The organism is Cryobacterium sp. TMS1-20-1 (assembly GCF_004402355.1).
Lineage (GTDB): Bacteria > Actinomycetota > Actinomycetes > Actinomycetales > Microbacteriaceae > Cryobacterium > Cryobacterium levicorallinum.
On record NZ_SOGF01000018.1, the window covers coordinates 122,184 to 146,936 of the forward strand.

Annotated in this window: 19 protein-coding genes and 1 pseudogene; 6 read left to right on the forward strand and 14 right to left on the reverse strand. The window is 66.0% G+C overall.

The features are described 5' to 3' along the window. Window positions 1-44: 44 nt before the first annotated feature. The 7 genes from E3O45_RS03110 to rsmI all read right to left on the reverse strand — a co-directional run bounded on the left by E3O45_RS03110 (window position 45) and on the right by rsmI (window position 8,301). Window positions 45-1,838, reverse strand: coding sequence for an ABC-F family ATP-binding cassette domain-containing protein (locus tag E3O45_RS03110; RefSeq protein WP_092451601.1), 1,794 nt, complete (start codon window positions 1,836-1,838; stop codon window positions 45-47). 41 nt (window positions 1,839-1,879) lie between these two features. Continuing rightward, entirely contained in the window at window positions 1,880-2,812 is a 933-nt protein-coding gene (locus E3O45_RS03115; RefSeq protein WP_134441825.1) for a 4-(cytidine 5'-diphospho)-2-C-methyl-D-erythritol kinase, read from the reverse strand. A gap of 52 nt (window positions 2,813-2,864) precedes the next feature. Continuing rightward, on the reverse strand, window positions 2,865-3,662 hold the full coding sequence (rsmA, locus tag E3O45_RS03120) for a 16S rRNA (adenine(1518)-N(6)/adenine(1519)-N(6))-dimethyltransferase RsmA (protein WP_241985208.1): 798 nt from the start codon (window positions 3,660-3,662) through the stop codon (window positions 2,865-2,867). 101 nt (window positions 3,663-3,763) lie between these two features. Beyond that, the gene (locus E3O45_RS03125; RefSeq protein WP_134441633.1) at window positions 3,764-4,768 is read right to left on the reverse strand and encodes a TatD family hydrolase; all 1,005 of its coding nucleotides are present in this window, start codon (window positions 4,766-4,768) and stop codon (window positions 3,764-3,766) included. Beyond that, a complete protein-coding gene (gene metG / locus E3O45_RS03130) occupies window positions 4,761-6,332 on the reverse strand; it encodes a methionine--tRNA ligase (protein WP_134441635.1) in 1,572 nt (523 codons plus the stop codon). The genes E3O45_RS03125 and metG overlap by 8 nt, the downstream gene beginning before the upstream one ends. A gap of 39 nt (window positions 6,333-6,371) precedes the next feature. Continuing rightward, on the reverse strand, window positions 6,372-7,379 hold the full coding sequence (locus tag E3O45_RS03135) for an NADP-dependent oxidoreductase (protein WP_134441636.1): 1,008 nt from the start codon (window positions 7,377-7,379) through the stop codon (window positions 6,372-6,374). A 49-nt stretch (window positions 7,380-7,428) separates the two neighbouring features. Then, window positions 7,429-8,301 (reverse strand): 16S rRNA (cytidine(1402)-2'-O)-methyltransferase, encoded by an 873-nt coding sequence (rsmI, locus tag E3O45_RS03140; protein WP_134441638.1) that lies wholly within the window; start codon window positions 8,299-8,301, stop codon window positions 7,429-7,431. 61 nt (window positions 8,302-8,362) lie between these two features. Between rsmI and E3O45_RS03145 the strand changes: the two genes are divergently transcribed. The 5 genes and pseudogenes from E3O45_RS03145 (at window position 8,363) to E3O45_RS03165 (ending at window position 13,891) form a co-directional block, all read left to right on the forward strand. Then, complete coding sequence (locus tag E3O45_RS03145) at window positions 8,363-9,934, forward strand: dolichyl-phosphate-mannose--protein mannosyltransferase (protein ID WP_241985196.1); 1,572 nt, start codon at window positions 8,363-8,365, stop codon at window positions 9,932-9,934. A gap of 155 nt (window positions 9,935-10,089) precedes the next feature. Continuing rightward, the gene (locus tag E3O45_RS03150) at window positions 10,090-11,190 is read left to right on the forward strand and encodes an acyl-CoA desaturase (protein WP_134441641.1); all 1,101 of its coding nucleotides are present in this window, start codon (window positions 10,090-10,092) and stop codon (window positions 11,188-11,190) included. A 292-nt stretch (window positions 11,191-11,482) separates the two neighbouring features. Continuing rightward, window positions 11,483-12,299: pseudogene (locus E3O45_RS03155) on the forward strand (L-serine ammonia-lyase, iron-sulfur-dependent, subunit alpha); the annotation flags it as partial. A 98-nt stretch (window positions 12,300-12,397) separates the two neighbouring features. Beyond that, the gene (locus E3O45_RS03160; RefSeq protein WP_134441643.1) at window positions 12,398-12,895 is read left to right on the forward strand and encodes a LysM domain-containing protein; all 498 of its coding nucleotides are present in this window, start codon (window positions 12,398-12,400) and stop codon (window positions 12,893-12,895) included. Window positions 12,896-12,967: 72 nt separating this feature from the next. Further along, complete coding sequence (locus tag E3O45_RS03165) at window positions 12,968-13,891, forward strand: sulfurtransferase (RefSeq protein WP_134441645.1); 924 nt, start codon at window positions 12,968-12,970, stop codon at window positions 13,889-13,891. Window positions 13,892-14,040: 149 nt separating this feature from the next. Here the strand turns inward: E3O45_RS03165 and E3O45_RS03170 are convergent, their stop codons facing one another. Then, entirely contained in the window at window positions 14,041-16,539 is a 2,499-nt protein-coding gene (locus tag E3O45_RS03170) for an RNA helicase (protein WP_134441646.1), read from the reverse strand. A 112-nt stretch (window positions 16,540-16,651) separates the two neighbouring features. Here E3O45_RS03170 and E3O45_RS03175 point away from each other — a divergent pair, with 112 nt between their 5' ends. After that, window positions 16,652-18,238: a molybdopterin-dependent oxidoreductase gene (locus E3O45_RS03175; RefSeq protein WP_134441648.1), complete on the forward strand. Its 1,587-nt coding sequence runs from the start codon at window positions 16,652-16,654 to the stop codon at window positions 18,236-18,238. A gap of 11 nt (window positions 18,239-18,249) precedes the next feature. On the opposite strand, the gene E3O45_RS03180 is transcribed toward E3O45_RS03175, so the two are convergent. The 6 genes from E3O45_RS03180 to E3O45_RS03205 all read right to left on the reverse strand — a co-directional run bounded on the left by E3O45_RS03180 (window position 18,250) and on the right by E3O45_RS03205 (window position 24,750). Continuing rightward, complete coding sequence (locus E3O45_RS03180; RefSeq protein ID WP_134441650.1) at window positions 18,250-18,603, reverse strand: DUF5655 domain-containing protein; 354 nt, start codon at window positions 18,601-18,603, stop codon at window positions 18,250-18,252. A 104-nt stretch (window positions 18,604-18,707) separates the two neighbouring features. Continuing rightward, on the reverse strand, window positions 18,708-19,664 hold the full coding sequence (locus E3O45_RS03185; RefSeq protein ID WP_092451571.1) for a ferritin-like domain-containing protein: 957 nt from the start codon (window positions 19,662-19,664) through the stop codon (window positions 18,708-18,710). Between the two features lie 151 nt (window positions 19,665-19,815). Then, on the reverse strand, window positions 19,816-20,571 hold the full coding sequence (gene tatC / locus E3O45_RS03190; RefSeq protein ID WP_134441827.1) for a twin-arginine translocase subunit TatC: 756 nt from the start codon (window positions 20,569-20,571) through the stop codon (window positions 19,816-19,818). A gap of 41 nt (window positions 20,572-20,612) precedes the next feature. After that, window positions 20,613-20,855: a twin-arginine translocase TatA/TatE family subunit gene (gene tatA, locus E3O45_RS03195; protein ID WP_134441652.1), complete on the reverse strand. Its 243-nt coding sequence runs from the start codon at window positions 20,853-20,855 to the stop codon at window positions 20,613-20,615. A 117-nt stretch (window positions 20,856-20,972) separates the two neighbouring features. Continuing rightward, entirely contained in the window at window positions 20,973-22,598 is a 1,626-nt protein-coding gene (locus tag E3O45_RS03200; RefSeq protein WP_134441653.1) for an FAD-dependent oxidoreductase, read from the reverse strand. Continuing rightward, on the reverse strand, window positions 22,591-24,750 hold the full coding sequence (locus tag E3O45_RS03205; protein WP_134441655.1) for a molybdopterin oxidoreductase family protein: 2,160 nt from the start codon (window positions 24,748-24,750) through the stop codon (window positions 22,591-22,593). Before E3O45_RS03205 ends, E3O45_RS03200 begins: the two co-directional genes overlap by 8 nt. Between the last annotated feature and the right edge of the window lie 3 nt (window positions 24,751-24,753).

Genomic DNA, 24,753 nt, shown 5'->3' on the forward strand with positions numbered 1-24,753 from the left:
ACGCGTGGCCTGCACCGACACACTGCGTCACAGCTTCTGCGAAACTAGCCCTCGATCAGCTCAGTAAGTTCGACCCAGCGGGTTTCCAGCGTGGCGATGGTCTCTTCGAGTTCGGTCAGCTTCACGCCGAGTTCACCGAGACCGGCAAAATCGGACTGGTCGTGGGCGGCGAGCTTCTCGTGCTTCTGCGCAATACGCTCCTGCAACTTGACCACCTTGCGGTCGATGGAGCCGAGCTCCTTCTGGGCGTTGCGCAGTTCAGCGCCGCCCAGGCTGGGGATCTTTTTGGTCTTGCCAGCGGCATCCGTTGGAGAACCGGCTGCCGGGCCGGCGACCGCCCTGCGGCGTACCTCGAGGTACTGGTCGACGCCGCCGGGCAGGTGGCGAAAGCCGCCGTCCATGACCGCGTACTGGTTGTCGGTGACGCGCTCGATGAGGTACCGGTCGTGCGACACGACGAGCAGGGTGCCGGGAAAGGAGTCGAGCAGGTCTTCCATGGCGGCGAGCATGTCGGTGTCGAGGTCGTTGGTGGGCTCGTCGAGGATGAGCACGTTCGGCTCGCTCAGCACGATGAGCAGCAGTTGCAGACGGCGCTTCTGGCCACCGGAGAGGTCCTTGACCTGGGTGGTGAGCTGTGCGCTCAAGAAGCCCATGCGTTCGAGCATCTGGCCGGGCGTGATCTCTTTGCCGCCGGCCATGTAGCTGGTTTTCTGGCGGCCGATGACGTCGCTGACCCGGTCGTTGCGAATCTCGTCGAGTTCGAACAGCTGCTGGGTGAGCACGGCCACCTTGATGGTCTTGCCGCGCTTGACCGTTCCCGTCGTCGGCTGCAGGGTGCCGGCGACGAGGTTCAGCAGGGTGGACTTACCTGCGCCGTTGACGCCCATAATGCCGGTGCGCTCCCCCGGCGCGATGCGCCAGGTGATGTCGTTCAGCACGGTCTTGTCGCCGAACTTCACGCCGATGTCGATGAGGTCGACGACGTCCTTGCCGAGGCGCTGCATCGCCATCGACTGCATCGTGACGGTGTCGCGGGGCGGCGGCTCATTCTCGATCAGCACGTTGGCGGCATCGATGCGGAACTTGGGCTTGGCCGTGCGGGCCGGGGCGCCGCGGCGCAGCCAGGCCAGTTCCTTCTTCATGAGGTTCTGGCGCTTGGATTCGACGACCGAACTCATGCGGTCGCGCTCGACGCGCTGCAGAATGTAGGCGGCGTAGCCTCCCTCGAAGGGTTCGATCAGGCGGTCGTGCACCTCCCAGGTGATATTGCAGACCTCATCGAGGAACCACCGGTCGTGGGTGACGACCACGAGTCCGCCCGACTGGGCTGCCCAGCGGGTCTTGAGGTGACCGGCGAGCCAGGAAATGCCTTCCACGTCGAGGTGGTTGGTGGGCTCATCGAGGAAGATGCAGTCGTAATCGCCGATGAGCACGGCGGCGAGGGCAACGCGGCGGCGCTGGCCACCGGAGAGGTCGTCGACGAGGGCGTCCCAGGGGATGTCGCGCACGAGGCCGCCGATGACGTCGCGCACCTTGGCGTCGCCAGCCCAGACGTGTTCTTCGATGCCGCCGACGATGGTGTGGCCGACGGTCTGGCCGCTGGCGAGGTCGTCGGACTGGTCGAGCATTCCGATCGTGACGCCGCGGCGACGGGTGACCCGGCCTTCATCGGGTTCCATGCGGCCGGCGAGCAGACGCATCAGGGTGGACTTGCCGTCGCCGTTCTTGCCGACGACGCCGATGCGGTCGCCTTCGTTGAGGCCGGCGGTGACGCTGTCAAAGATGACGCGGGTAGGAAATTCGAGGTGCAGGGACTCAGCCCCGAGAAGATGTGCCATAGCCTCCAAGTTTACGGCACGCCGGGGCGCACGATTTCGGGCTAGTCGTTGATCAGGCGGGCGCCGTGCACCGGGCCGGTGGCGCGCACGACGCGCAGGCGGGAGGCGGAGAGCGCGACCTGCAATTCGAGCGCGCTGTCGGCATCCGCTACCAGAAAGGCCACGGTCGGGCCGGAGCCGGAGAGGATACCGGCGAGGGCTCCGTTTTCTTCACCGAGCTGCAGCACCTTGCCGAGGCCGGGCGCGAGGTGCAGAGCGGGGGCCTGTAGGTCGTTGTGCAGCACGTCGGCGAGCATGTGCGGGTCGCCGGCCCGCAACGCCTGCAGCACGTTTGCGTCGACGGAGGGCTGGTGCTGGGCCGGAAAAATGTCCTGGGCGTGGCGGTCGCGGTGCCGATCGAGTTCCTGATAAACACCGGGTGTCGACATTCCGAAGTCGGCGAGGGCGAGCACCCACTGAAATTTGCCCTTGGCCAGGGCCGGGCTGAGCTGGTCGCCGCGGCCGGTGCCGATCGCGGTGCCGCCGGTGAAGGAGAACGGCACGTCGGCGCCGAGCTTGGCGGCGATCCCGAGCAACTCGTCCTTGGTGGCGTTGGTGCCCCAGAGCGCGTCGCAGGCCAGAAGGGTGGCTGCGGCGTCGGCGGAGCCGCCGCCCATTCCGCCGGCAATGGGTACGTTCTTTTCGATCTCGAGGTGCACGCCGCCGCGATAGCCCGCCTTGCGGGCCAGGGCCCGAGCGGCCTTGATGGCGAGGTTGGTGCCGCCGGTCGCGAGGCCGGAGGTGTCGATGCTGCCGCTGAATTCGACCGAGAAGTCGGTAGCGGGCGTGGCGCGCACTTCTTCGAACAGGGAAACGGCCTGGTAGGCGGTCGCGAGGTCGTGGTAGCCGTCTTCCATGACGGCGCCGACCTTGAGAAAGACGTTGATTTTGCCGGGAGCCTGCGCGTGCACAACGGGGCTGCCGGCGGTCGTCATCATGCTTTTAACTTAGCCCAGCCTGTCTACCCGCACGGACAGCACGCTCGTGCTAGGCCGGCATCCAGACCCGGGCGATGGCGAGAAAGTCGTGCACGGTCAGCTGTTCGCCGCGGGTGGTCGGGTCGATTCCGGCCTCCGACATGAGAGCGGATGCCGCCGTCGAGTCCCCGAGAACCACCGACAGCGACTGGCGCAGCATCTTGCGGCGCTGTTGAAATGCGGCGTCGACGAGTGCGAAGGTCTTCAGCCGCATTTCCTCGGATTCCAGCGGGGTGGCGCGACGATCGAAGGCGATCAGGATCGAATCGACGTTGGGAACCGGCCAGAACACCTGGCGGCTGACCTTGCCGGCGGTGCGAAAATCGCCGTACCAGGCGGCTTTGACGCTTGGGCTGCCGTAGACTTTGTTGCCGGGAGGAGCGGCGAGACGCTCGCCGACCTCGGCCTGCACCATGACAACACCGGCGCGAATCGAATCGAAATGCTCGAGCAGGTAGAGCAGCACCGGAACGGACACGTTGTAGGGCAGGTTGGCGACGAGCCGGGTCGGGTCGCCGGGCAGTTCGGTGATCTTGAGGGCGTCGGCGCGGATGACCGTGAGCGCAGCACCGGGCTGCATGAGATCGACCGTCAGCGGAAGCTGCTCGGCGAGGCGGTCGTCGATCTCCACGGCGACAACGGCCGCGCCGATTTCGAGCATGCCAAGGGTGAGTGAGCCGAGGCCCGGGCCGACCTCGACAACGGTGTCACCCGGCGCGACGCGGGCGACCTTGACGATGCGCCGCACGGTATTGCCGTCGATGACGAAGTTCTGGCCGAGCTTCTTGGTGGGGTTGACTCCGAGCATCTCGGCGAGGTCGCGAATCTCGGCGGGGCCGAGCAGCGTCTTGGTGGGCTTGGCCGCGATGACGGGGTCAGCGGGGACGGGCTCCGGGGAATGGCGGCCGGTCATGCGAGGCCGCCGAGTGGGGCCTGACCGGGATCTTGCTCGTCGTTCGGGGCCGCGAAGGCAGCGGTGACGGGCTCGGCGTCCCAACGTCCGTAGACCAGTTCGGTGTTGGCGGTGATTTGCGCAGAGAGCAGGGAGACATCCGTTTCGAGGTGGGCGGCCATGCCGCGCAGCGTGTTGGGCAGCAGGTACGGCGCATTGGGCCTGCCGCGGTACGGCAGCGGGGTGAGGAAGGGGGCATCCGTTTCGACCAGCAGCAGATTGCGCGGGGCGGCGAACAGGGCTTCCCGCAGGTTGCCGGCGTTCTTGAACGTGACATTGCCGGCGAAGGACATATACCAGCCGTGCTCGGCGCACAACCGGGCCATGTCGGCATCGCCGGAGAAGCAGTGAAAGACCGTGCGTTCGGGGGCGCCAACCCGAAGCAGAGTTTCGATCACGGCCTCGTGGGCGTCGCGGTCGTGAATCTGAAGCGCGAGGTTGTGCTCCTTGGCGATGCGGATATGCGCTTCGAAGGAGCGGAACTGGGCGGCGCGACCGTCGTGACCCGTACGAAAGAAGTCGAGGCCGGTCTCGCCGACCGCGACCACGCGCGGCTGGCCGGCGAGTTCGTTGATCACGGCGAGGGCGTCGTCGAGGGTTCCGGCTTCCTCGAGATCGGGTGCCTCGTTGGGATGGATCGCGACGGCGGCCAGCATGCGCGGCTCGATCCGGGCAGCAGCAGCCGACCACCGTGAGGTTTCGACGTCTCCGCCGACCTGGATCACACCACGCACGCCAACGCTCGAGGCGCGGTCGAGCTGTTCCCGATAGCTGAGCGGATGCTCCCCATCGGCGATTTCGAGATGGGTGTGGTTGTCGTAAACGGGAACCGTGAGTGGCTCCGGTAGTGGTGGGTAGCTCAGGTCGCGGCCCGCGGTATTGTCACGGCGGCGAATGGCACTGCCGTAGCCGTCGATGCCGTCAGGACCAGGCACGTCATTAGACACCGCTTCATTAGGCATCGGCTGGCTCCACGATCGATTCGATGCGCGGGAACAGCGGTTCGAGAGGGCTGACCTGGGCGCCGCCGGTCCACTCCCAGGCGCGGTCGACGCGCTGGTCGGTGAGGGCGCCGTCGCCGCCGAGGGCGGTCCACAGCTTGGCGGTGGCAATGGGAATGACCGGAGAGAGCAGCACGGTGAGGGTGCCGAGGCCGCGCACGGCCGTGTGCAGCACGGTCTCCAGGCGCGCCCGGGTTTCCGGGTTCTTGGCCAGGGCCCACGGTTCCTGCAGGGTGATGTAGCCGTTGAGTTCGTCGACGAGTTCCCACACGCTGGTGAGGGCGTCGTGGATGGCGAGGGTCTCGATGGCTTTCGCCGCGGCATCCGTCACCCGCTGTTCGGTGGCAGCAATCGCGAGGTCATCGACTGTGAGCTCGCCGGCGGCCGGCACAACGCCGTCGCAGTAGCGCACGACCATGGCGATCACGCGGGAGGCGAGGTTGCCGAAGCCGTTGGCGAGTTCGGACTGGTAGCGGGCCGAGAGGTCTTCCCAGCTGAACGAACCGTCCTGGCCGAAGCTGATGGCACGCATAAAGTAGTAACGAAAGGCATCGGAGCCGAAAGTGTCGGTGATCTGACTCGGGGCGATACCGGTGAGCTTGGACTTGCTCATCTTCTCGCCGCCGACCAGCAGCCAGCCGTGGCCGAAGACCTGCTTGGGTACCTCGATACCGGCGGCCATGAGCATGGCCGGCCAGATGACGGCGTGAAAACGCAGAATATCCTTGCCGACGATGTGGGTCGCGGGCCAGCGGCTCGCGAATTCCTCGTCGTTCTGGCCGTAGCCGGCCGCGGTGATGTAGTTGAGCAGCGCGTCGAACCAGACGTAGACGACGTGCGATTCGTCCCACGGCACCTTGATGCCCCAGTCGAAGCTCGAGCGGGAGATCGACAGGTCACTCAGGCCGCGCTTGACGAAGGACATGACCTCGTTGCGGGCCGCTTCCGGCTGCACGAAGTTGGGGTTCTCTTCGTAGAGCGCGAGCAGACGGTCGGCGAAGGCGCTCATCTTGAAGAAGTAGTTCTTCTCGTGCAGCAGTTCGACCGGCTTGGAGTGGATCGCGCAGACCGGTTGGCCGGCGTATTCGCCGGTGCCGTCGACGAGGTCGGTGGTCTGCTTGTATTCCTCGCAGCCGACACAGTAGTAGCCCTCATACTCGCCGGTGTAGATGTGGCCCTCGTCGTGCAGGTGCTGCAGAAACTTCTGCGCGTTCACCTCGTGGCGTTCGTCGGTGGTGCGAATGAAGTCGTCGTTGGCAATATTGACGGTCTCCAGCAGCGGCTTCCACGCGGTCTCGACCAGCCGGTCGGCCCATTCCTTCGGCGTGACGCCGTTGGCTGTGGCGGTGCGCAGAATCTTCTGGCCGTGTTCGTCGGTGCCGGTGAGCAGCCAGGCGTCATCGCCCGACTGCCGGTGCCAGCGCGCGAGCACATCGGCGGCGACCTCGGTGTAGGCGTGCCCGATGTGCGGCACATCATTCACGTAGAAAATGGGCGTGGTGATGTAAAAAGAGCCTGCGGACATGCGTTCATCTTATGCGCAGCGTGCGGCCCTGACGTTTTGTTACTCGCTGTGGGAGCTCTCCACCGCTGGGCCGGCGGCTGCCAGGTGGTGTCGGTGGCCGAAGACCAGCGGGAGCGCCTCGTGGATGGGCGGAACCGGCGGGCGGTTCGGGGCATCCTTCGTTACCTCGCTCTCGCGCACGTCGATGCCACGTACCTTCTGGTGCGCATACTCGACTGGCATCATGCACAGCACGATCTTGCCGTGGGCATGCCCAGCTTCCAGCTCCCGATAGGCGTCCCGCACCCGTTCGAATGGGTAAATGGCGGCAACCGGAATCACGATCTGATGGTCGGCGATCAGGCGCGCAATCTTCTCAAGCACGACGGTGTCGGTCGAGTCAACATTCATCAGTCCGTTGTCGCCCAGGCGATTCAGCTCGACATCAACACCATCGGGCGCAATCCGCCGCAACCGCTCGTCGAATCCTGGACCGTATTCCACCGGTATCACGCCGATTTGGCGCAGGTAGTCAAAACTGTTCGGGCTGGCGGTGCCGATAACTCGGGCTCCGCGTCGTTTGGCCAACTGTGCCGCGATCACGCCGACACCCCCGTGTGCGGCGTGCACGAGCACCGTGCGACCCGGGGCGGGGCTCGCGCCGGAGACCGCCTGCCACGCGGTCGCTGCAGCAACGTAAAGGCTGCCGGCGATCTCCCACGGCAACCGCTCGGGCTTGTGAATGATGTTCCCTACCGGGACTGTGACAAAATTCGCCTGGGAACCGCGCACCGTGTGACCGAGCACCGCGTCGCCGATTTTCCACCCGGTGACGCCCGCTCCGGCACCCGCGATAATGCCGGCGAAGTCGCTGCCCTGTCCTGCCGGGAAGTGCGCAGGCCATTCGGTGTCGAGTCGCCCTTCCCGAATACTGGATTCGCCAGGGTTCAGGCCTGCCGCCATGACCTCAACGACCACCTCACCGACACCAGGAACCGGCGCGGTCATCTCGACCAGATCGAGAACTTCCGGCCCCCCATAGCGGGAGAACTGCACCGAGCGCCACATGAGAACCTCCCGAGGTTGGTCGCGACCGTGCGACTCACACTTACCGAACTTAACGCTGAAGAGGACTCGGGTATTCCGGTTTTTTTACGGCAGGTTTTCCCGGGCCGGCCTTGGCTTGCAGCGCGTGCTCGTACAGTTCACGCTTGCCAAGTCCGCTGGCCGCGGACACGTCGGCCGCAGCTTCTTTCAAGCGGATGCCGCCAGCCACCAGTTCGAGCACCTCGGCCACGCCCATGGCCAGGTCCAGCACCCGCACTTCCGCACCCGCAACGACGATACAGATCTCGCCGCGCACCCCCAAAGCCGCCCACTCGGCGAGCTCTGCAGCTGTGCCGCGTTTGACCTCTTCGAAGAATTTGGTCAGTTCGCGACAGACCACGACGCGGCGGTCGGCGCCGAGCGTTGCGGCGAGGTCGAGCAGCGAGTCCGCCAGGCGATTGGGCGATTCGAAAAACACCATTGTGCGACGTTCGGCGCTGAGATCGCGCAGCAGTTTGACCCGCTCGCCGTGTTTGCGCGGCAGGAACCCCTCGAACGTGAACCGGTCGGTCGGCAGCCCGGACACGGCGAGGGCGGTCAGCACGGCGGACGGGCCGGGCAGGGCGGTGACCTGCACGCCGGCGGCGACCGCGGCATCCACTAAATGAAAGCCGGGATCGGAAACGGTGGGCATGCCGGCGTCGCTGAGTACGAGAATGTCCGTGTCGCGGGCCAGCTCGACCAGTTCGGCGGCCTTGCCGCGTTCGTTGTGATCGTGCAGGGCAATGAGTCTGGGTCGGTTCTCGATGCCGAGGGCTTTGAGCAGGTGCACCGTGACGCGGGTGTCTTCGGCCGCCACGATGGTGATGGTGCTCAGGGTCTCGATCAGGCGCCGGGAGGCGTCGCCGAGGTTTCCGATCGGGGTGGCAGCAAGAATGATCATTCTGCAATTCTCGCAGCACCAGCCGAGCATCCGTTCTTCGGTCCCTCTGTACGATGGTCACGTGCTCGCTACTAGTCGATGGGTTCGCTGGGGCGCTCCCCTCGCAGTGGTCCTCCTGGCCGCGGTGCTACGGCTGTGGAACCTCGGCGTGCCGCACGCGCTCGTCTTCGACGAGACGTTCTATGTCAAGGACGCCTGGAGCCTGTTCAATAACGGCTACGAGTCCACCTGGCCGGCAGACGCCAACGTTCAGTTCGAGGCGGGCCACACCGACATCTTCACAACCGACCCGTCCTTTGTCGTGCATCCGCCGCTCGGAAAATGGCTCATCGGGCTCGGCATGAATCTGCTCGGCCCCGGCAACCCGTGGGGCTGGCGGCTGGCGACGGTCGTGGTGGGGGTGCTCGCGGTCGTGCTCATCATGCTCGTGGCGCAGAAGCTGTTTCAGTCCCGCTTGCTCGCCCTGATCGCCGGTTTTCTGCTCGCGATCGACGGTCACGCCATCGTCATGAGCCGTGTGGCGCTGCTCGACAACTTCGTGATGTTCTTCGCCTTGCTCGGTTTCGGGGCAATCCTGCTGGACCGCGAGTGGCACGCGACTCGACTGGCCAGCCGGCTGGCCGGGCTCCGCGAGCTGGGCTGGGGTCCAGCGCTGTGGTGGCGGCCCTGGCTGCTCGCCGCCGGCCTCGCCTTCGGTCTGGCCAGCTCGGTGAAATGGTCCGGCGTCTATTTTCTCGCCGCGTTCGGCATCTACCTCGTCGTCGTGGATGCGCTGGCCCGGCGCCGTAATGGCGTGTCATTCTGGCTCAGCGCCGCCATCCTCAAACAGGCCCCGGTCACGTTTCTGCTGCTGGTTCCGATTGCCGTCATGACGTTCCTGGTTTCCTGGACCGGCTGGTTTGTCACGCGCGGTGGGTACTACCGCCAATGGGCCGATTCGACCGGGGCCGACGGGGCGGGGGCCGTCTGGACCGGTCCGCTCGCCTGGGTTCCGCATACCCTGCAGAGCTTCTGGCATTACCAGGCGGCTGCGTACACGTATCACGTGGGGCTCGCCACACCGCATCCGTACCAGGCAAACCCGTTGACCTGGCTGTTCATGACCCGACCGACCAGCATGTACTACCGCGGTTCCAGCTCGGGTGAATTCGGCTGCGAGTTGCAGAGCTGCTCTGAGGCCATCACGTCGGTCGGTAACCCTCTCATCTGGTGGGCGGCGACGGCAGCGCTGTTCTACCTCGTCTACCGGCTGGCTCGGTATCGGGAATGGCGGGTCGGTTTCATATTGATGGGCATGGTCGCCGGCTACCTACCGTGGTTGATGTATCTCAACCGCACGGTTTTCCAGTTTTATACGATCGCCTTCGAACCGTATCTGCTGCTCGGACTCACCTTCGTCATTGGCCTGATACTGGAGCAAATTCCCGACCAGGCGCGGCCCAAACGCAGGCATTCAGCACATTCGCAGGTACCGGAATACGACCCCCAACCGCAGCCTGGGGCTCTTCGGGCGGTCATCGTGGGCCTCGGCGTCGCCCTGCTGCTCACGGCGTTTTTCTTCCCGGTATGGACCGGAATGCAGACATCCTTCTTGTTTTGGCAACTGCATGTATGGATGCCAAGTTGGCGATAGAACGGTCGAATACATTCCATTTTTGGCATATACTGACTGGGAATGCTGTGTGAATAAAGCACGAATCGCGGTCGGACGACCGTAGACTGACGACTATCTGCACGACGAGTAATCGCTCACGTCCCGACTGAGAAGTCCCGATCCACTAAGGCCTCATGTCGGAAGCACTAGCCGCACCCTCGGTCCGTATCATCAGGACCCGCCCGGGTGGAGACACCAAGAACCCCACAACCGAATACTCCGCACTCCTGCACACCGTGCGCAATCTGGGCCTGCTCGGCCGGCGCACCGGTTTCTACTGGATGGTGTTCTCCATCCTCGTCGTCGCCACGGGCGGCGCTATCGCCGGTTTCGTTCTGCTCGGTGACACCTGGTATCAGCTGATCATCGCCGCAGCCCTCGGCCTCATCTTCACCCAGTTCGCTTTCTTGGCGCACGAAGCTTCACACCGTGCCGTGTTCACCTCCGGCAAAGCCAACGACCGAGCCGGTCGCATCCTGGCCAACCTGTTCGTCGGCATCAGCTACGCCTGGTGGATGACCAAGCACAGCCGGCACCACGCCAACCCGAACGTCATCGGCAAGGACCCCGACATCGAGCCCGACTTCATCGTGTTCCGCGAGGAAGACGCCAAGAAGGTCAGCCGCCTCGGCGCACTCGTCACCCGCAAGCAGGGCTACTTCTTCTTTCCGCTATTGATGTTTGAAGGCATCAACCTGCACATTCAGGGCTTCAAAACGGTCTTCGGCAAGCACAAGGTCGACCAGCGCTGGATCGAGATCACGATGCTCGTCACCCGCATCTCGCTCTACCTTGCCGTCATCTTCTTCTTCCTGCCGCTCGGCATGGCCTTCGCCTTCGTCGGCGTGCAGATGGCCGTGTTCGGCGTCTACATGGGTGCATCCTTTGCCCCCAACCACAAGGGGATGCCGCAGCTTCCGGCCGAAAGCAAGGTCGACTTTCTGCGCCGCCAGGTGCTGACCAGCCGCAATATTCGCGGTGGCACCTTCATCGACACCTATATGGGCGGGCTCAATTACCAGATTGAGCACCACCTGTTTCCGAACATGGCCCGACCGCACCTGCGCAAGGCGCAGGAAATCGCGAAGGAATACTGCCAGTCGCACGACGTGAAGTACACCGAGACCGGCGTCTTCGAAAGCTACGGCATTGTCATCGCTTACCTCAACAAGGTCGGCCTGGCCGCTCGTGACCCGTTCGACTGCCCGATGACCGCACGGTTCCGCACGCACTAGTTCCACACGCACTAGTTCCGCAGCACTGAATACCTGAAGGCCGTCTCTCCGGAGGCGGCCTTCGTGCGTCGCAGCTGGACCATTTCTGAGAATGTGTCAAATGGGTGCTATTCGGTGTCAAATGGGCATTGTTCGGTGTCAGAGCTTGCTGCTGGCCGCCGCCCTGCTCGCGCCGGTTGGTCTGGCCCTGGCCATGCCACAGTCGACCCAAGCCATCGATGACGGAACCCGGGGCGGGCATCCGAACGCGCTGACCCTGTCCGCGTTTGAAGCCGATCAGTTTGGCACCGACGACTCGACGGCGTTGTTCGAGGAGACGTGCTATTTCATCGGCGGAGGGTTTATTCGGCACGACGGCGACCAGATTCGCGTGGCCGCTCCTCAGCAGCCGCTCCCCTTCGAGTCCAGTGCCGAATTGCTCGCGCTGTGCGACGCGCACGAGCTCAGCATCTGCGAGGTCGCGCGCCGCAACGAAGAAGCCATCCATGGCAGCGCCGCATTCGATGTCGGACTCGACGCCATCTGGGATGCCATGCACGTCTGTGTCGAAGCCGGCCTGGTCGTCGAGGGTACGCTTCGGGGCGGACTCAAGGTCAAGCGTCGGGCCGCAGCGATACGTATGCACTTAGAGGAATATGACCGCCTGCCCGCACACGACCGGGACACCTCGACCGAGTGACTGCACGCCTTCGCGCTCGCGGTCAACGAAGAGAATGCGGCCGGCGGCCGCGTGTCACCGCGCCCACCAACGGGGCGGCTGCCAGGTCGAGGTCGGAGCTGCATGTGCCATGGCGTCCGGTGCGCTCTATGCCGTGCTCGGCGGCACACCGCGCCAGGTCGAGAATGCGGCCGAGATCGCGATGGAGCATCACTTTGGACTGACCTGATACCCGGTCGGCAGCCTGGTACAGGCACCTTGCATCGAACGCAACGCCATCGCCTCGTCGACGGCCGTATCGGCGGCCCGGCTGGCGCTATACGGCGATGGGACCCACCTGGTCTCCCTCGACACGGTGATCGAAACCATGCGCCAAACCGGACTCGACATGATGACGAAGTACAAGGAAACCAGCGAGGGTGGTCTCGCGGTCAACGTAATCGAGTGCTGATCTGATCCCCACCTGGGGGTAGTGACGCCTGTCCGACCGGACCGGTCTCCCCCTAAGCTGGCTGAACGCGGGGGTCGGCCGGGCCGCACCGTCTTTCTTTGAAGGGTTCCACCATTCGCACCGTTTTCGCACGTCGTCCCCGGGGCATCGCCGTCGCTGCCCTCCTGCTCGTTGCGCTGGTCGGCTGCGCCGGTGAACCAGCACCCGCGGTGACGGTGACCATCACTCCGAGCGTCGCACCGACGCCTTCGCCCACGCCGACGCCAACGCCCACTCCGACACCCACGGAGGAAGCGGCATTGATTCCCAACCCGGAAGTACCCGATCTCGTGCCGAACGCGGAACCCGTGCCGCTGCCTCAGGGGCCGGCCGTCGACCTCGGCAGCACACCCGGGGCGCGCGGCACCACGATGTCCGATGGTGCCGGCGCGCTGCTCACCTACACGGTCATCGAAGGTGACGCATTCTTCGATATTGCCCAGCGATTCAATATCCCGGTGCAGCTATTGCTCACCATGAATCCCTCCGTGCCCGGACTCGGCGAAAACATCTACATCAAACAGAAGATCAACCTCGATTGGACCACGACGCTGTAGCTGTGTGTCTAAGAACGACCTGAATCGACTCCGGTTCCGGCCGGTGTCGGCGGCCACCGCTAGCCTTGAGCTATGACTTCACTCGTGCCATCCTCGCTCGTCGTGTCCAGCCCCATTGTGTCCACGCAATGGCTGGCCGACCATCTCGGTTCCGACAATCTGGTCATTCTCGACGCCACCGTGTTTGCCCTGGCACCCGTCACCCCCGATGGGCCGCGTTACCTCAGTGGGCGCGAGGACTACCTCACCAAGGGACACATCCCCGGTGCCGTGTTCGCCGACCTGTTCGACGTTTTCTCCGACCCGACCGGCGAATTCGACTTCTCGCGGCCGAACGCCGAACTGTTTGAAGCGGCCGCAGCATCCGTCGGCATTGATAATGAGACCACGGTGGTCGTCTACGACGCCGTCGTCGGTCAATGGGCGGCGCGCATCTGGTGGCTGTTCCGATCCTTCGGCTACGACGATGTCGCCGTGCTCGACGGCGGCCTGACCAAGTGGCACGCCGAAACGCGCCCGTACGCCACCGGCGCCGTACGCCCGCGGGTCGCCGGCGGCACACACCCAAGATTCGCCGGCGGCTTTGTGGCAACGCCGCGGCCCGAGCTGTGGGTCGACAAGAGCTTTGTCGAGTCGATCGTCGCCGGCCACGCGGATGCCGCCCTCGTTTGCTCCCTACCACCGGCGGAGTTCGCCGGTACGGCCGGAACCCGCCCGCGCGCAGGGCACATTCCGGGCAGTATCAGCCTGCCAGCCGCGAAGCTCGTCGACCCCGTCACGAACGCGTTCCTCCGTGGTGACGCGCTCAAAACGACCCTCGCGCCCACCGTGACCTCGAGCGCTCACCTCGTGACCTACTGCGGCGGCGGGATCGCCGCGGCGGCCAGCGCTCTCGCGCTCATCCGCGCCGGCAACGAGCACGTCTCGATCTATGACGGGTCGCTCAACGAGTGGACGGCCGACGCGGCCGCGCCACTGAGCGCTCCCGGCGCGTAGCGGCGCAGCACTCCGACACCGCACGAGCGCGCCCGATCTGGGTAGTCGCTGCGCCCGTTACCGAAGCGGCTACCAGTCGTGGGCGTGGGCGCGGTCAAGACCCTGTGCTCGATTAAGGGCGCGGGCGCGATTAAGGGCGCGGAGCCGCGCTACAGCCGGTTGACCCCGGTGACGCGCACGACGGCTTCGCCGAGCTCGTCAGAGTCGGCGAGGTTCACGCTCGCGCTGATGCCCCAGTCGTGGTCCCCGGCCGGGTCGTCGAGAATCTGGCGCACGGTCCACTCTTCGGCGCCCTCCTCGATCATGAGCAGGTCGGAGCTGCGCGCGTTGCCGCCGGTGAGCAGCTCATTGTGCTCGGCGAAGTAGCCGTCCATTGCCTCGGCCCAGACGTCACTGGAATAGCCGTGCTCGCGGTCCAGTTCGCCGAGCTGGTCGTAGTGCTCGAGCGCGGCCAACTGCACCCGGCGGAACAGTTCGTTCCGCACCAAAATGCGAAAGGCCCGCGTGTTGGTGGTGAGGCGGCGCGGCGGCGGCGGCAGAATCGCGTGCGATTCGGCGGCGTGCACGGCGAGATCGGGGTGCAGCAGTTCCTCCCACTCGTCGAGCAGGCTCGAGTCGACCTGGCGCACGAGCTCGCCGAGCCATTCGATCAGGTCCAGCAGGTCTTCGTTCTTAGCCTCGTCGGGAATGGTCTGCCGGGCCGCCCGGTAGGCGTCAGACAGGTAGCGCAGCACGACGCCCTCGCTGCGGGCGAGCTTGTAGAACGCGATGAATTCCCCGAACGACATGGCCCGCTCATACATGTCGCGCACGACGGTCTTCGGTCGCAGCTCGAAGTCAGCGATCCACGGCTGGGAAGCCTTGTAGGTCTCGAACGTGTAGTTCAGCAGCTCCTCGAGGGGCTTAGGATAGGTGATCTCTTCGAGCAGCGCCATCCGCTCGTCATATTCGATGCCTTCCCGCTTCATCGCATTCACGGCTTCACCGCGGGCGGCGAACTGCTGCCCCATGAGCACCGGCCGCGGGTCGTCCAGGGTAGATTCCAGAATCGAGATCATGTCGAGCGAGTAAGTGGGCGCTTCGGGGTCGAGCAGCTCGAACGCGGCCAGCGCGAACGGCGAGAGCGGCTGGTTGAGCGCAAAGTTGGCCTGCAGGTCGACGGTCAAACGGATGCTGCCGCTTGCGCTCTGCTCCACAATTCCGGCTTCGCGGAGGGTCTTGTAGATGCCCAGCGCGCGCCGGGCCAGCACCAGCTGTCGCCGCCACGGTTCGTGGTTGTCGAAGACCAGCGAGTGCACGTGCGCGAAGGCGTCGCCGCCGCGCCCGATCACGTTGATCAGCATCGCCGCGGTCATCTGCATGCTCGACGACAGGGTCTCGGGTTCGGCGTCGACCAGTCGGCGAAAACTCGGTTCGCCCCAGGACACAAAGCCGTCGGGTGCCTTCTTGCGCACGATCTTGCGCTTCTTCTTCGGGTCGTCGCCGGCCTTTTCAATGGCCTTGAGGTTGTCGCTCTCGTGCTCCGGCGCCTGGATCACGACCGTGCCGGCGGTGTCGTAACCGGCCCGCCCGGCCCGCCCGGCGATCTGATGGAACTCGCGCACGTTGACCTGGCGCATTTTCACACCGTCGTACTTGGTGAGCGCGGTGAACAGCACGGTGCGAATGGGCACGTTGATGCCGACGCCGAGGGTGTCGGTGCCGCAGATCACGCGCAGGTAGCCGCGCTGGGCGAGCTGCTCGACCAGCCGACGGTATTTGGGCAGCATGCCGGCGTGGTGGACGCCGATTCCCATGCGGATGAGCCGCGACAGGGTCTTGCCGAAACTGGTGGTGAACCGAAACTCGCCGATAAGTTCGGCGATCACGTCGCGCTGCTCGCGGGAGGCGACCTTGGCGCTCGCGAGGGCCTGCGCACGTTCGAGGGCGGCCGCCTGGGAGAAGTGCACGATATAGACCGGGGCCTTGTCGGTGTGCAGCAGTTCTTCGACGGTTTCGTGCACGGGTGTCTGCTCGTAGTAGTAGCTGAGCGGAACCGGGCGCTCGACGCCAGTGACGACGGCGGTGTCCCGCCCGGTGCGCCGGGTCAGGTCGTCGCTGATGAACTTCACGTCACCGAGCGTGGCCGACATGAGAATGAATTGCACCCGCGGCAACAACAGCAGCGGCACTTGCCAGGCCCAGCCGCGCTCCGGGTCGCCGTAGAAGTGGAATTCGTCCATCACGACGAGGTCGACTTCGGTGTCCTCACCGTTGCGCAGGGCGAGGTTGGCGAGAATCTCCGCCGTGCAGCAGATGATCGGAGCGTCGGCGTTGACGCTCGAATCGCCGGTCATCATGCCGACGTTCTCCGCTCCGAAGGTCTCCACCAGGGAGAAGAACTTTTCGCTCACCAGGGCCTTGATCGGCGCGGTGTAGAAGCTGCGCTTGCCGGCCGAGAGCGCGGCGAAGTGGGCCCCGACAGCCACGAGTGACTTGCCGGTTCCGGTCGGTGTGCTCAAAATGAGGTTGGCACCGGAGACGATTTCGATGACCGCTTCCTCCTGCGCCGGGTACAGGGTGAGGCCCTGCTCGGTCGCCCAGCTTTCGAACGCCTCGAAGAGAACGTCGGGGTCGGTTTCGTTTTCGAGGCGTTCAAGCACAGACATAGTCCCTCAAGACTGCACTACCGCGCGCACAAGATGTGACGGATGTCTGACGAAACTGATCCTGCGCCCCCTGCTGGGTGGTAATCACAGCAGCCCGTTCTAGGCTGGCGTCATGGTCTACGTCACCCCGGACACCGCTGCTGTTGCCACGCCAAGTCGTGCCCGGTCACTCTGGCGCCCGGCGGCTGCCGGGCTCGCCGCGGCGCTGGCTGGCCTCGGGCTGGCCGAGCTGACTGCCGCGTGGATCGCCCCCGGCGCGAGCCCGGTACTCACGGTCGGCGCGCTCGTCATCGACATCGTTCCTGCCGGCGTCAAAGACCTGGTGATCGGCCTGTTCGGCACGGCCGACAAGATCGTGCTGATCATCACCATCGTGCTCGTGCTGCTGGTACTCGCCGCCCTCGCCGGAATCCTGGAGAGCCGGCGCCCGCCGTTCGGCCGACTGCTCGTCGCACTCATCGGGGGGATCGCCCTGTTCGCGGCGCTGTCCCGCTCGAGCGCCTCTACCCTCGACGTGGTGCCCGCCGTCGTCGCCATGGGGGTCGCGGCGATCGCGCTGACCCTTCTCACGACCCGGTTGCCGCGGTCCGCACCGGAACCGGCCGGCGCACCCCGCGACCTGAACGGCCCTGACCGTCGTCGGTTTCTCGTCTACACCGGCGTGACCGCCGGCATCGGGCTGCTCGCCCTGGCCGGCGGCCAGATCAGCGCCGCAGCGACCCGGGCAGCGGATGCCGCGCGCGCGCTGTTCACGCTGCCACCGGCATCCGTTCGACAAGCCACCATTCCGGCGGGGGCGAGCCTCGACGTGGCGGGCATCACCCCGCTGATCACCCCGAACGCCGACTTCTACCGCATCGATACCGCCCTCAGCGTGCCGCGCATCGACCCGCGCGACTGGCGGCTGAAGATCACCGGAATGGTCGAGAACGAGGTCGAGATCGACTTCGCCGAGCTGATCTCCCTGCCGCTCGAAGAGAGCACAACGACGCTCGCCTGCGTCTCCAACTATGTCGGCGGCGACCTGATCGGCAATGCCACTTGGCTCGGCTATCCGATTCGCGAGCTGCTGGCCCGGGCGAAACCGCAGACCGGGGCCGACATGGTGCTCTCCCGAAGCCAGGACGGTTTCACCGCAGGCACCCCGATCGAGGCGCTGACCGACGGGCGCAACGCCATTCTCGCGGTCGGCATGAACGGCGAACCGCTGCCGCTCGAACACGGCTACCCGGTGCGCATGGTGGTACCCGGCCTGTATGGCTACGTGTCAGCGACAAAGTGGGTGGTGGAACTCAAGCTCACGCGCTTCGCCGATGAGCAGGGTTACTGGACGCCGCGCGGTTGGTCCGCCCTCGGGCCGGTCAAAGTCTCCTCGCGCATCGACGTACCGCGCGCCGGAACGTCGGCTACGGCCGGGTCGGTCGTCATTGCCGGTGTCGCCTGGTCCCAGCACGTGGGCGTGAGCGCCGTCGCGGTGCAGATCGACGACGGCCCCTGGCAGGACGCTACGCTCGCCGACGCGATCTCAGTCGACACCTGGCGGCAGTGGGCGTACACCTGGACCGACGCCATCGCCGGCGACCACACCGTAAGGGTGCGGGCAACGGATGCCGCCGGCCTCGTTCAAACGTCGGCCACAGCCGACGTCGCCCCCGACGGCGCCACCGGACTGCACGAAGTCACGGTGTCTGTCTCGTAGTTCATTCGGAGTCAGTTGCCCTCATAGGCGGCGCGCAGCCAGCCGAGCAGCTCCGGGTCGACCTCGGCGAGACTCGTCACCGACACCGTGTGGGTGCACATCCCGCCGGCCAGCAGCAATCGGTCGGTGGGCGCGGCATCCGCCAGATTGACGCCCAGCTGCAGGCGCTTGGCGCTCGCCGCTGCGATCAGGGCGAATGGCCTGTGGCGCCGCAGCGAGACGCGTGGGGGCTGCGCCAGAACGCGGGAATTCGGGTAGCGGGGTGAGGCCGGGCGCGCACGGTGCGCGGGAGACGCGCCGAAACGCGGGAGTTCGGGCGTGGCCAGAACTCCCGCGCCACCAGAACTACCCCAACCCACAGGCATAAACACTCACCTCCTGTCTCAGGCAGGTTGACAACTACCGTGCGCCTGCCGCGCACTGGCGCAAGTCCCGCGCCGCGTGACGCTCCCCGTTCGAGGGCGACCGACTAGCCGTTGGCCCCGCTCGTGTTGATCACGCCGTTGACGCCGGCCGGGAAGAACCCGCCCGAACGCACCGGGGCCGCGTTGAGATACGTGATATTGAGCACCTGGGCGGCGCTGCGGCTGAAAGCCAGACCGTTGGCATCGGTCGGCACGAGGTTCGCCTTCGACGCGTTGCCAATGCCCTGGTCGAGGTCGGACGAACCATCGACGGCGTCGCGCACATCGGAGATCGCCTGGGCGGTCGTGTAGACCGACGGCAGGGCAATACCGAGCGCGTAGAGCGTGCTGCGAATGACACCGGCGTGATATGCCTCGACCGCGAGCAGGCCAGCCGCCGCCTCCAGGAACGTCTTGTTCGAGATCAGGGGCGCTGCGCCCTTGTAGGCGGTCACTCCGACGTCTTCGAAAATGAAGGCACCGAACAGAAAGTTCGCCTCGTTGGCGTAGACGTCGAACTTTTGCCCCGGCTTGACCAGCCCGGCCGCCTGGGCGGCAGCCGTGAAGCTCGCATCGAGGTTGATCTTGGGGCGGGACACGGCGACGCTGCCGAGCGCTGACCGTAGGAAGGCCACGTGCGCCTTCTCGTCGGCGGCGATCTCGTCGGCGTACTTCTTGATAATTGCCGTCTTGAAGTGCACCATGCGACCGCCGGTCACCCCGCCGCGGGTTCCGGTTCCTGTGGTCAGACCGTCGGGCAGCCCGCTGCCGGTCGTGGCGCGCAGGTAGAACTCAGCCTCGAGGTATTCAAGGTTGAGTGCGAAGTTCAAAATGGAGGCGTCGCTGGGCGCGGCTGCTGGTGCCACGGCAGCTTCCGCCGCGAGCGCCGGACCGCCGGTGGCGAGTACCGCCGCTCCCACGCCGAAGCCGGCCACACCGGCAGCCCGCAGAAAGTTGCGGCGGTCCGTGGAATTCTCTGCACTGCGGTTGATGGCATTCGTAATGAAACCCTGATCGAACATCCTTGTTCTCCTGACGTTGTATGAATGTGCCGAGCGTGTCTGAACAGACCTCGTCAACCTACCCGCGCAAAACAGATCGCCCCAACGGCTGGACACGGACGTAAGCAAACGATAAGGAGTACGTGCGCTTTAAGCGGATGCTGATCCACGATCAGAGCAGCAGCCCGTCCGCTCCGACGGGAGGTAGGCGCCGGGCCGCCCGGCGGTCGTGCAGCACCGCGATGCCGTAGGCGGCAAAGTAGAGCGCGACCATGGGCACCGCGAGCAGGAACATCGATACGACGTCGGCGGCCGGCGTCGCGATGGCGGTGAACAGAATGATCACGAGGATGGCCACCCGCCAGGATTTGATGACCGAACGGGCGCTGATCACCCCGGCGAAGTTCAGCAGCACGATGAACACCGGCAGCACGAACGCGATGCCGATGGCGATCATGAGTTTGAGCACGAAATCAAAATAGTTCTGGGCGTTGATGAGCGCTGCGTCCTGCTGCGGCGCGAAACTCGTCATGAGCTCGACGACGTGCGGCAGCACGTACCAGCCAGCCGCACAGCCGATCAGAAATAGCGGAACGGCCGAGAAGAAGAATCCGAAGGTGTATTGCTTCTCGCGGCGGGTCAGCCCGGGGACCAGAAAGGCGAAGATCTGGTAGAGCCACATCGGGCTCGAGACGATCAACCCGACGTAGAACGAGATGCGCAGCTTCAGGTCGAACGCACTCGTAATGTCGGGGTAGTTGATCTGCGCGTTGCGGTTCTGCGCCCGAACGATGGCATAGATCGGCTCGCGCAGCCCATCCCAGACGAATCCGGACAGCAGCCAGCCCGCAATCGCACCGACCAGGATTCCGGCAGCGGCGAGAAAGAGGCGCTTGCGCAATTCCAGCAGATGCTGCCCGAGCGACATTTTGCTCTTGTCGGGAGTGCTGCGCACTCCCTGAACCACCATCAGGCTTTCGGGTGTGGTGCGCCGCGCGAGTCTGTACTGGGGCTGCTGTGGGCGCTCGTGCTGCCGTCGGTGTCGTCGGCCGGCCGAGTTTCACCGTTGCGGTCCGGCGTGATCTCGCTCTTGAAGATCTTCATCGACTGGCCGAGACTGCGGGCGAGCCCCGGCAGCTTCGGAGCGCCGAACAACAACAGGATCACAACGAGAATGATCAGAAAATGCCATCCGGTCAGGTTGCCCAGCATATGAATTCTCCTTCGAATCAAGTCGGTCGTGCAGCAGTGTAACCGCCGCAGCACCGACAAATCCGGGAAAAGCTCAGTATTTCCTGCGGCCGTAAGGTTTCTGCCAGCCGGTTATCGTCAGCTGGTTGACTCGGCCGTCGCCGCGGCGAAGCGCTCGAGAACATCCCCGATCCGCGCTTTGCAGCCGCCACATCCGGTGCCGGCGCGAGTGGCCGCACCGATGCAGGCGATGGTGGTGTTGCCGGCTTCGGCAGAGTCGGCAATGGCGCCGACGGTGACGCCGTTGCACCAGCACACGGTCGCGTCCCGCGCGAACGCGCTGCCAGCCTCGGGCTCGTAGTCCGGTCCGTCGTAGCGCAGCAGGACAGAGCGGTCCGCCGGCAGCTCACTGCCGCGCTCGAACAGCAGGGTCAGCTCGGCGGCCGTGCGCGGCATCCCGACGCAGACGAAGCCGGCGAGAATGCCGTCGCGGGTGACCATTTTCACATAGCGTCCGTGCTCAGGGTCGGCCCACTGCGACACGTGCAGCGGAGCGGATGCACACCCCGCAGCGTGGACGTCGACGGAAAGGTCCCAGGGGTCGGCAGAGGTGTTGCCGACCGAGACTACGTCGATTCCCTCGGCTTTGAGCATGACGACGGCCGAAGCGGATGCCGCGAGCGCCGCCGTGTCGGGCCGACCCAGCACCTCGGCGGTGAACCGTGCGGCGAGCCAGTCGGCCTGGCGCCAGCCCGGACCGATCAGGCCGCTCGGCCCGCCGGCCGGCGGCGCCGTCGAATCGCCGGCGCGGGGCGCGGCTGCCACGTGGGCACAGTCGCCGATCGCGTAGATACGCGCGTCGGTCCAGCTCTGCAGGTTCTCATCGACCAGGATCCCGGTCGAGACCGGCAAACCGGCCAGCTGGGCCAGTTCGGTGCGGGCGCCGACCCCGCAGGAGAGCAGCAGCAGGTCGCCATGAATCTGTTTGCCGTCGGCGCAGATCAGGGCGTCGAAGCGGTCGACGCCGTCGTCGTCCTGGTGAAACAGCAGGCTTTCGGCGCGGGAGTGGTTGACCATGGTGACGCCGGCCCGCCGGGCGCTCCGGGCGAGCACGCTGCCGCCGCCCCGGTCGAGGTTGCGCGCCATCGGAATCTCTCCGTGGTAGACGACGCAGGCCTCTCCCCCGGCGGCGGCAGCGGCGAGCGCGATCTCCATGCCGAGCACGCCGGCGCCGAGCACGACGATGCGTTTGCCGGCCGTCACTGCTGCGAGTACCCGCTCAGCGTCGTCCAGGTCGCGCAACACGGTGACCCCGCGCGGGAGCGGGGCGCCGCTTGTGTCGAGGGTGGCGGCATCCGCTGGAGGTATCTGGCGGTCTCGGCGCACCCGGGTGACGCCGTCGAGCGTGGGGATATTGGCGCGGGCGCCGGTCGCGAGCACGAGCCGATCGTAGGGCAGCAGGGTGCCATCGCTGAGGGAGACCGCCCGGCGGCTGCGCAAAATGGCCGTGACACTCACACCGCGGCGCAGGTGCACGCCGGCCTCCCGGGCGGCGAGCGTGTCGGTGATATCCAGGCTCTCCCGGTCGGCGTTTCCGACGGCATATTCGGCGATCAGCACCCGGTTGTAGGCGTCGGCGCTCTCGGCCCCGACCACGGTCAGGGTGGCCGCGCCTTGGCGCACGAGCGGCAGCAGCTCTTCAACGAAACGGGCACCGACCGGGCCGTAGCCGACCAGCACGATGCGCTCGGGTTGCTCAGACATGGGCGCCTGCTTCCACGAGTGCTTTCACTCGAACGGTCGTCTTCTTGAATTCGGGCATGCCGCTGATGGGATCGGTCTCGTCATCGGTCAGCAGGTTGGCGCGCTGGTCGCCGGCAAAGTGAAACGGTAGAAACACCGTGTCGAAGCGGATGTCGGCGCTCACCTGGGCGCGGCAGCGCACCGTTCCGCGGTCGTTGCTGACTTCGACCCAGGCCTCGTCCTCGATCCCGAGCTGCTCGGCGGTGGCCGGGTGCAGCTGCAGGCGGGCCTCCGGCTGGGCATCGGCCAGTTCTTTCACCCGCCGGGTCTGGGTTCCGCTCTGATAGTGCTCGAGCAGGCGACCGGTGATCAGAGTCAGGGTGCCGCCGACCTGGGCCGGCGCGCCGAGGCGCCGCGCCGTGACGGCGACGAGGTGCGCGCGGCCGTCGGGGTGGGCGAAGCGATCCAGAAAGAGCCGCGGCGTTCCGGTGGACCCGACCGGGTAGGGCCAGAAGGCCGGTTCCTCGGAGTCGAGCAGGGCATAGCTCAGGCCGGAGTAGTCGGCCAGCCCGCCCGCGGAGGCCTGGCAGAGTTCGTCGAACACCGCAGCCGCCTCGGCGCTGAAGGTTCCCGGGGAATTCAGCCGTCTGGCGAGTTCCTGCCAGATCCACAGTTCGCTGCGCACTCCCCCCGGAGCCTCGACGGCCTGGCGACGACGAATAACGCGGCCCTCGAGCGATGTCATGGTCCCCTCTTCCTCGGCCCACTGGGTCACCGGCAGCACCACGTCCGCCAGCACCGCGGTTTCGGAGAAGAAGAAGTCGGCCACGACCAGAAAGTCGAGCGTTTTAAGGGCGGCCCGCACCCGGTCGGCGTTCGGCGCGGAGACGACGACGTTGGAGCCGTGTACCAGCAGACAGCGGATGCCGCCCGGCTCGCCGAGTGCGCTCAGCAGCTCGACCGCGGGCAGGCCCACACCGGGCAAGCTGTCGGGGTCGACGCCCCAGACCCCGGCGACGTGGGCCCGGGCGGCAGGGTCGGTGATCTTGCGGTAGCCCGGTAGCTGGTCGCACTTCTGCCCGTGCTCGCGACCGCCCTGCCCGTTGCCCTGGCCGGTGAGGGTGCCGTAACCGGAATGGCTCGTGCCGACTAGGCCGAGCACGAGGCTGAGGTTGATGGCCGCGGTGGCTGTGTCGGTGCCGTCGGCGTGCTGCTCGACGCCGCGCCCGGTGAGAATGTAGGTGCCAGCGCCGGTCGCGGCTCCCCGGGCAGCGCCGGCGGCGAGGCGGCGGGCGAGTTCGCGCAGCTGCCAGACCGGAACGCCGGTCTGTTCCTGCACGCGGATCGGCCACCACTGGCTCACGCTGCGGCGCACGGCGTCGAACCCGGTGGTGCGGGCTTCGAGGTAGTCCTGGTCGGCGAGTTTCTCGGCGATGACGATGTGGGTCAGCCCGAGCAGCAGCACGAGGTCGCTGCCCGGGGTCGGCTGCACGTGCATGCCGGCGCCGTCCGCGGTGAGCCGGGCGGTCGCGGTACGCCGTGGGTCGACGACCACGAGGCCACCGGCGGCACGGGCTCCGTCGAGGTGGCCAATGAACGGAGGCATGGTCTGTGCCACGTTGGAGCCAAGAATGAGGATAGTGTCGGCCGCATCCAGCTCGTCCACCCGAAACGGCAGCCCGCGGTCGAGGCCGAAGGCACGGTTGCCGGCCGCGGCGGCGCTCGACATGCAGAACCTGCCGTTGTAGTCGATGCGGCTGGAGCGAAGCGCCACCCGGGTGAACTTGCCGAGCTGGTAGGCCTTCTCGTTGGTCAGGCCGCCGCCGCCGAACACGCCGACCGCGTCGGCCCCGAACTCCGCACGGGTCTCGCGCAGCTTCGCGGCGACGAGGTCGAGCGCGTCGCTCCAGGCGACCGGCTCGAAGGTTCCGTCGGCCTGGCGCAGCAGGGGTTCGAGAATCCGGTCCGGCGAGACGAGCAGTTCGGCCGAGGTCCAGCCCTTCTTGCACAGGCCGCCACGGTTGGTGGGAAAGTCCCGGCCCGCGACCGTTACTGCGGCGGCCAGCGAAGCGGATCCGTCAGCATCCGCTTCTCTCGCTGTCGCAGCAGCGGAACTCAGTGTCATCGCGCACTGCAAAGCGCAGTACGGGCAGTGGGTGGCGGTCGCGGGCATAGG

Bases quoted from the DNA above. Each gene is read 5' to 3' on its own strand.
- tatC (WP_134441827.1), bottom strand. From the start codon at position 20,571: ATGTCGCTCGGGCAGCATCTGCTGGAATTGCGCAAGCGCCTCTTTCTC.
- rsmA (WP_241985208.1), bottom strand. From the start codon at position 3,662: ATGCTCGGAGTCAACCCCACCAAGAAGCTCGGCCAGAACTTCGTCATC.
- E3O45_RS03205 (WP_134441655.1), bottom strand. From the start codon at position 24,750: ATGCCCGCGACCGCCACCCACTGCCCGTACTGCGCTTTGCAGTGCGCG.
- E3O45_RS03180 (WP_134441650.1), bottom strand. From the start codon at position 18,603: ATGCCTGTGGGTTGGGGTAGTTCTGGTGGCGCGGGAGTTCTGGCCACG.
- metG (WP_134441635.1), bottom strand. From the start codon at position 6,332: ATGTCCGCAGGCTCTTTTTACATCACCACGCCCATTTTCTACGTGAAT.
- E3O45_RS03125 (WP_134441633.1), bottom strand. From the start codon at position 4,768: ATGCCTAATGAAGCGGTGTCTAATGACGTGCCTGGTCCTGACGGCATC.
- E3O45_RS03115 (WP_134441825.1), bottom strand. From the start codon at position 2,812: ATGACGACCGCCGGCAGCCCCGTTGTGCACGCGCAGGCTCCCGGCAAA.
- E3O45_RS03185 (WP_092451571.1), bottom strand. From the start codon at position 19,664: ATGTTCGATCAGGGTTTCATTACGAATGCCATCAACCGCAGTGCAGAG.
- tatA (WP_134441652.1), bottom strand. From the start codon at position 20,855: ATGCTGGGCAACCTGACCGGATGGCATTTTCTGATCATTCTCGTTGTG.
- E3O45_RS03165 (WP_134441645.1), top strand. From the start codon at position 12,968: ATGACTTCACTCGTGCCATCCTCGCTCGTCGTGTCCAGCCCCATTGTG.
- rsmI (WP_134441638.1), bottom strand. From the start codon at position 8,301: ATGATCATTCTTGCTGCCACCCCGATCGGAAACCTCGGCGACGCCTCC.
- E3O45_RS03150 (WP_134441641.1), top strand. From the start codon at position 10,090: ATGTCGGAAGCACTAGCCGCACCCTCGGTCCGTATCATCAGGACCCGC.
- E3O45_RS03170 (WP_134441646.1), bottom strand. From the start codon at position 16,539: ATGTCTGTGCTTGAACGCCTCGAAAACGAAACCGACCCCGACGTTCTC.
- E3O45_RS03135 (WP_134441636.1), bottom strand. From the start codon at position 7,379: ATGTGGCGCTCGGTGCAGTTCTCCCGCTATGGGGGGCCGGAAGTTCTC.
- E3O45_RS03200 (WP_134441653.1), bottom strand. From the start codon at position 22,598: ATGTCTGAGCAACCCGAGCGCATCGTGCTGGTCGGCTACGGCCCGGTC.
- E3O45_RS03175 (WP_134441648.1), top strand. From the start codon at position 16,652: ATGGTCTACGTCACCCCGGACACCGCTGCTGTTGCCACGCCAAGTCGT.
- E3O45_RS03110 (WP_092451601.1), bottom strand. From the start codon at position 1,838: ATGGCACATCTTCTCGGGGCTGAGTCCCTGCACCTCGAATTTCCTACC.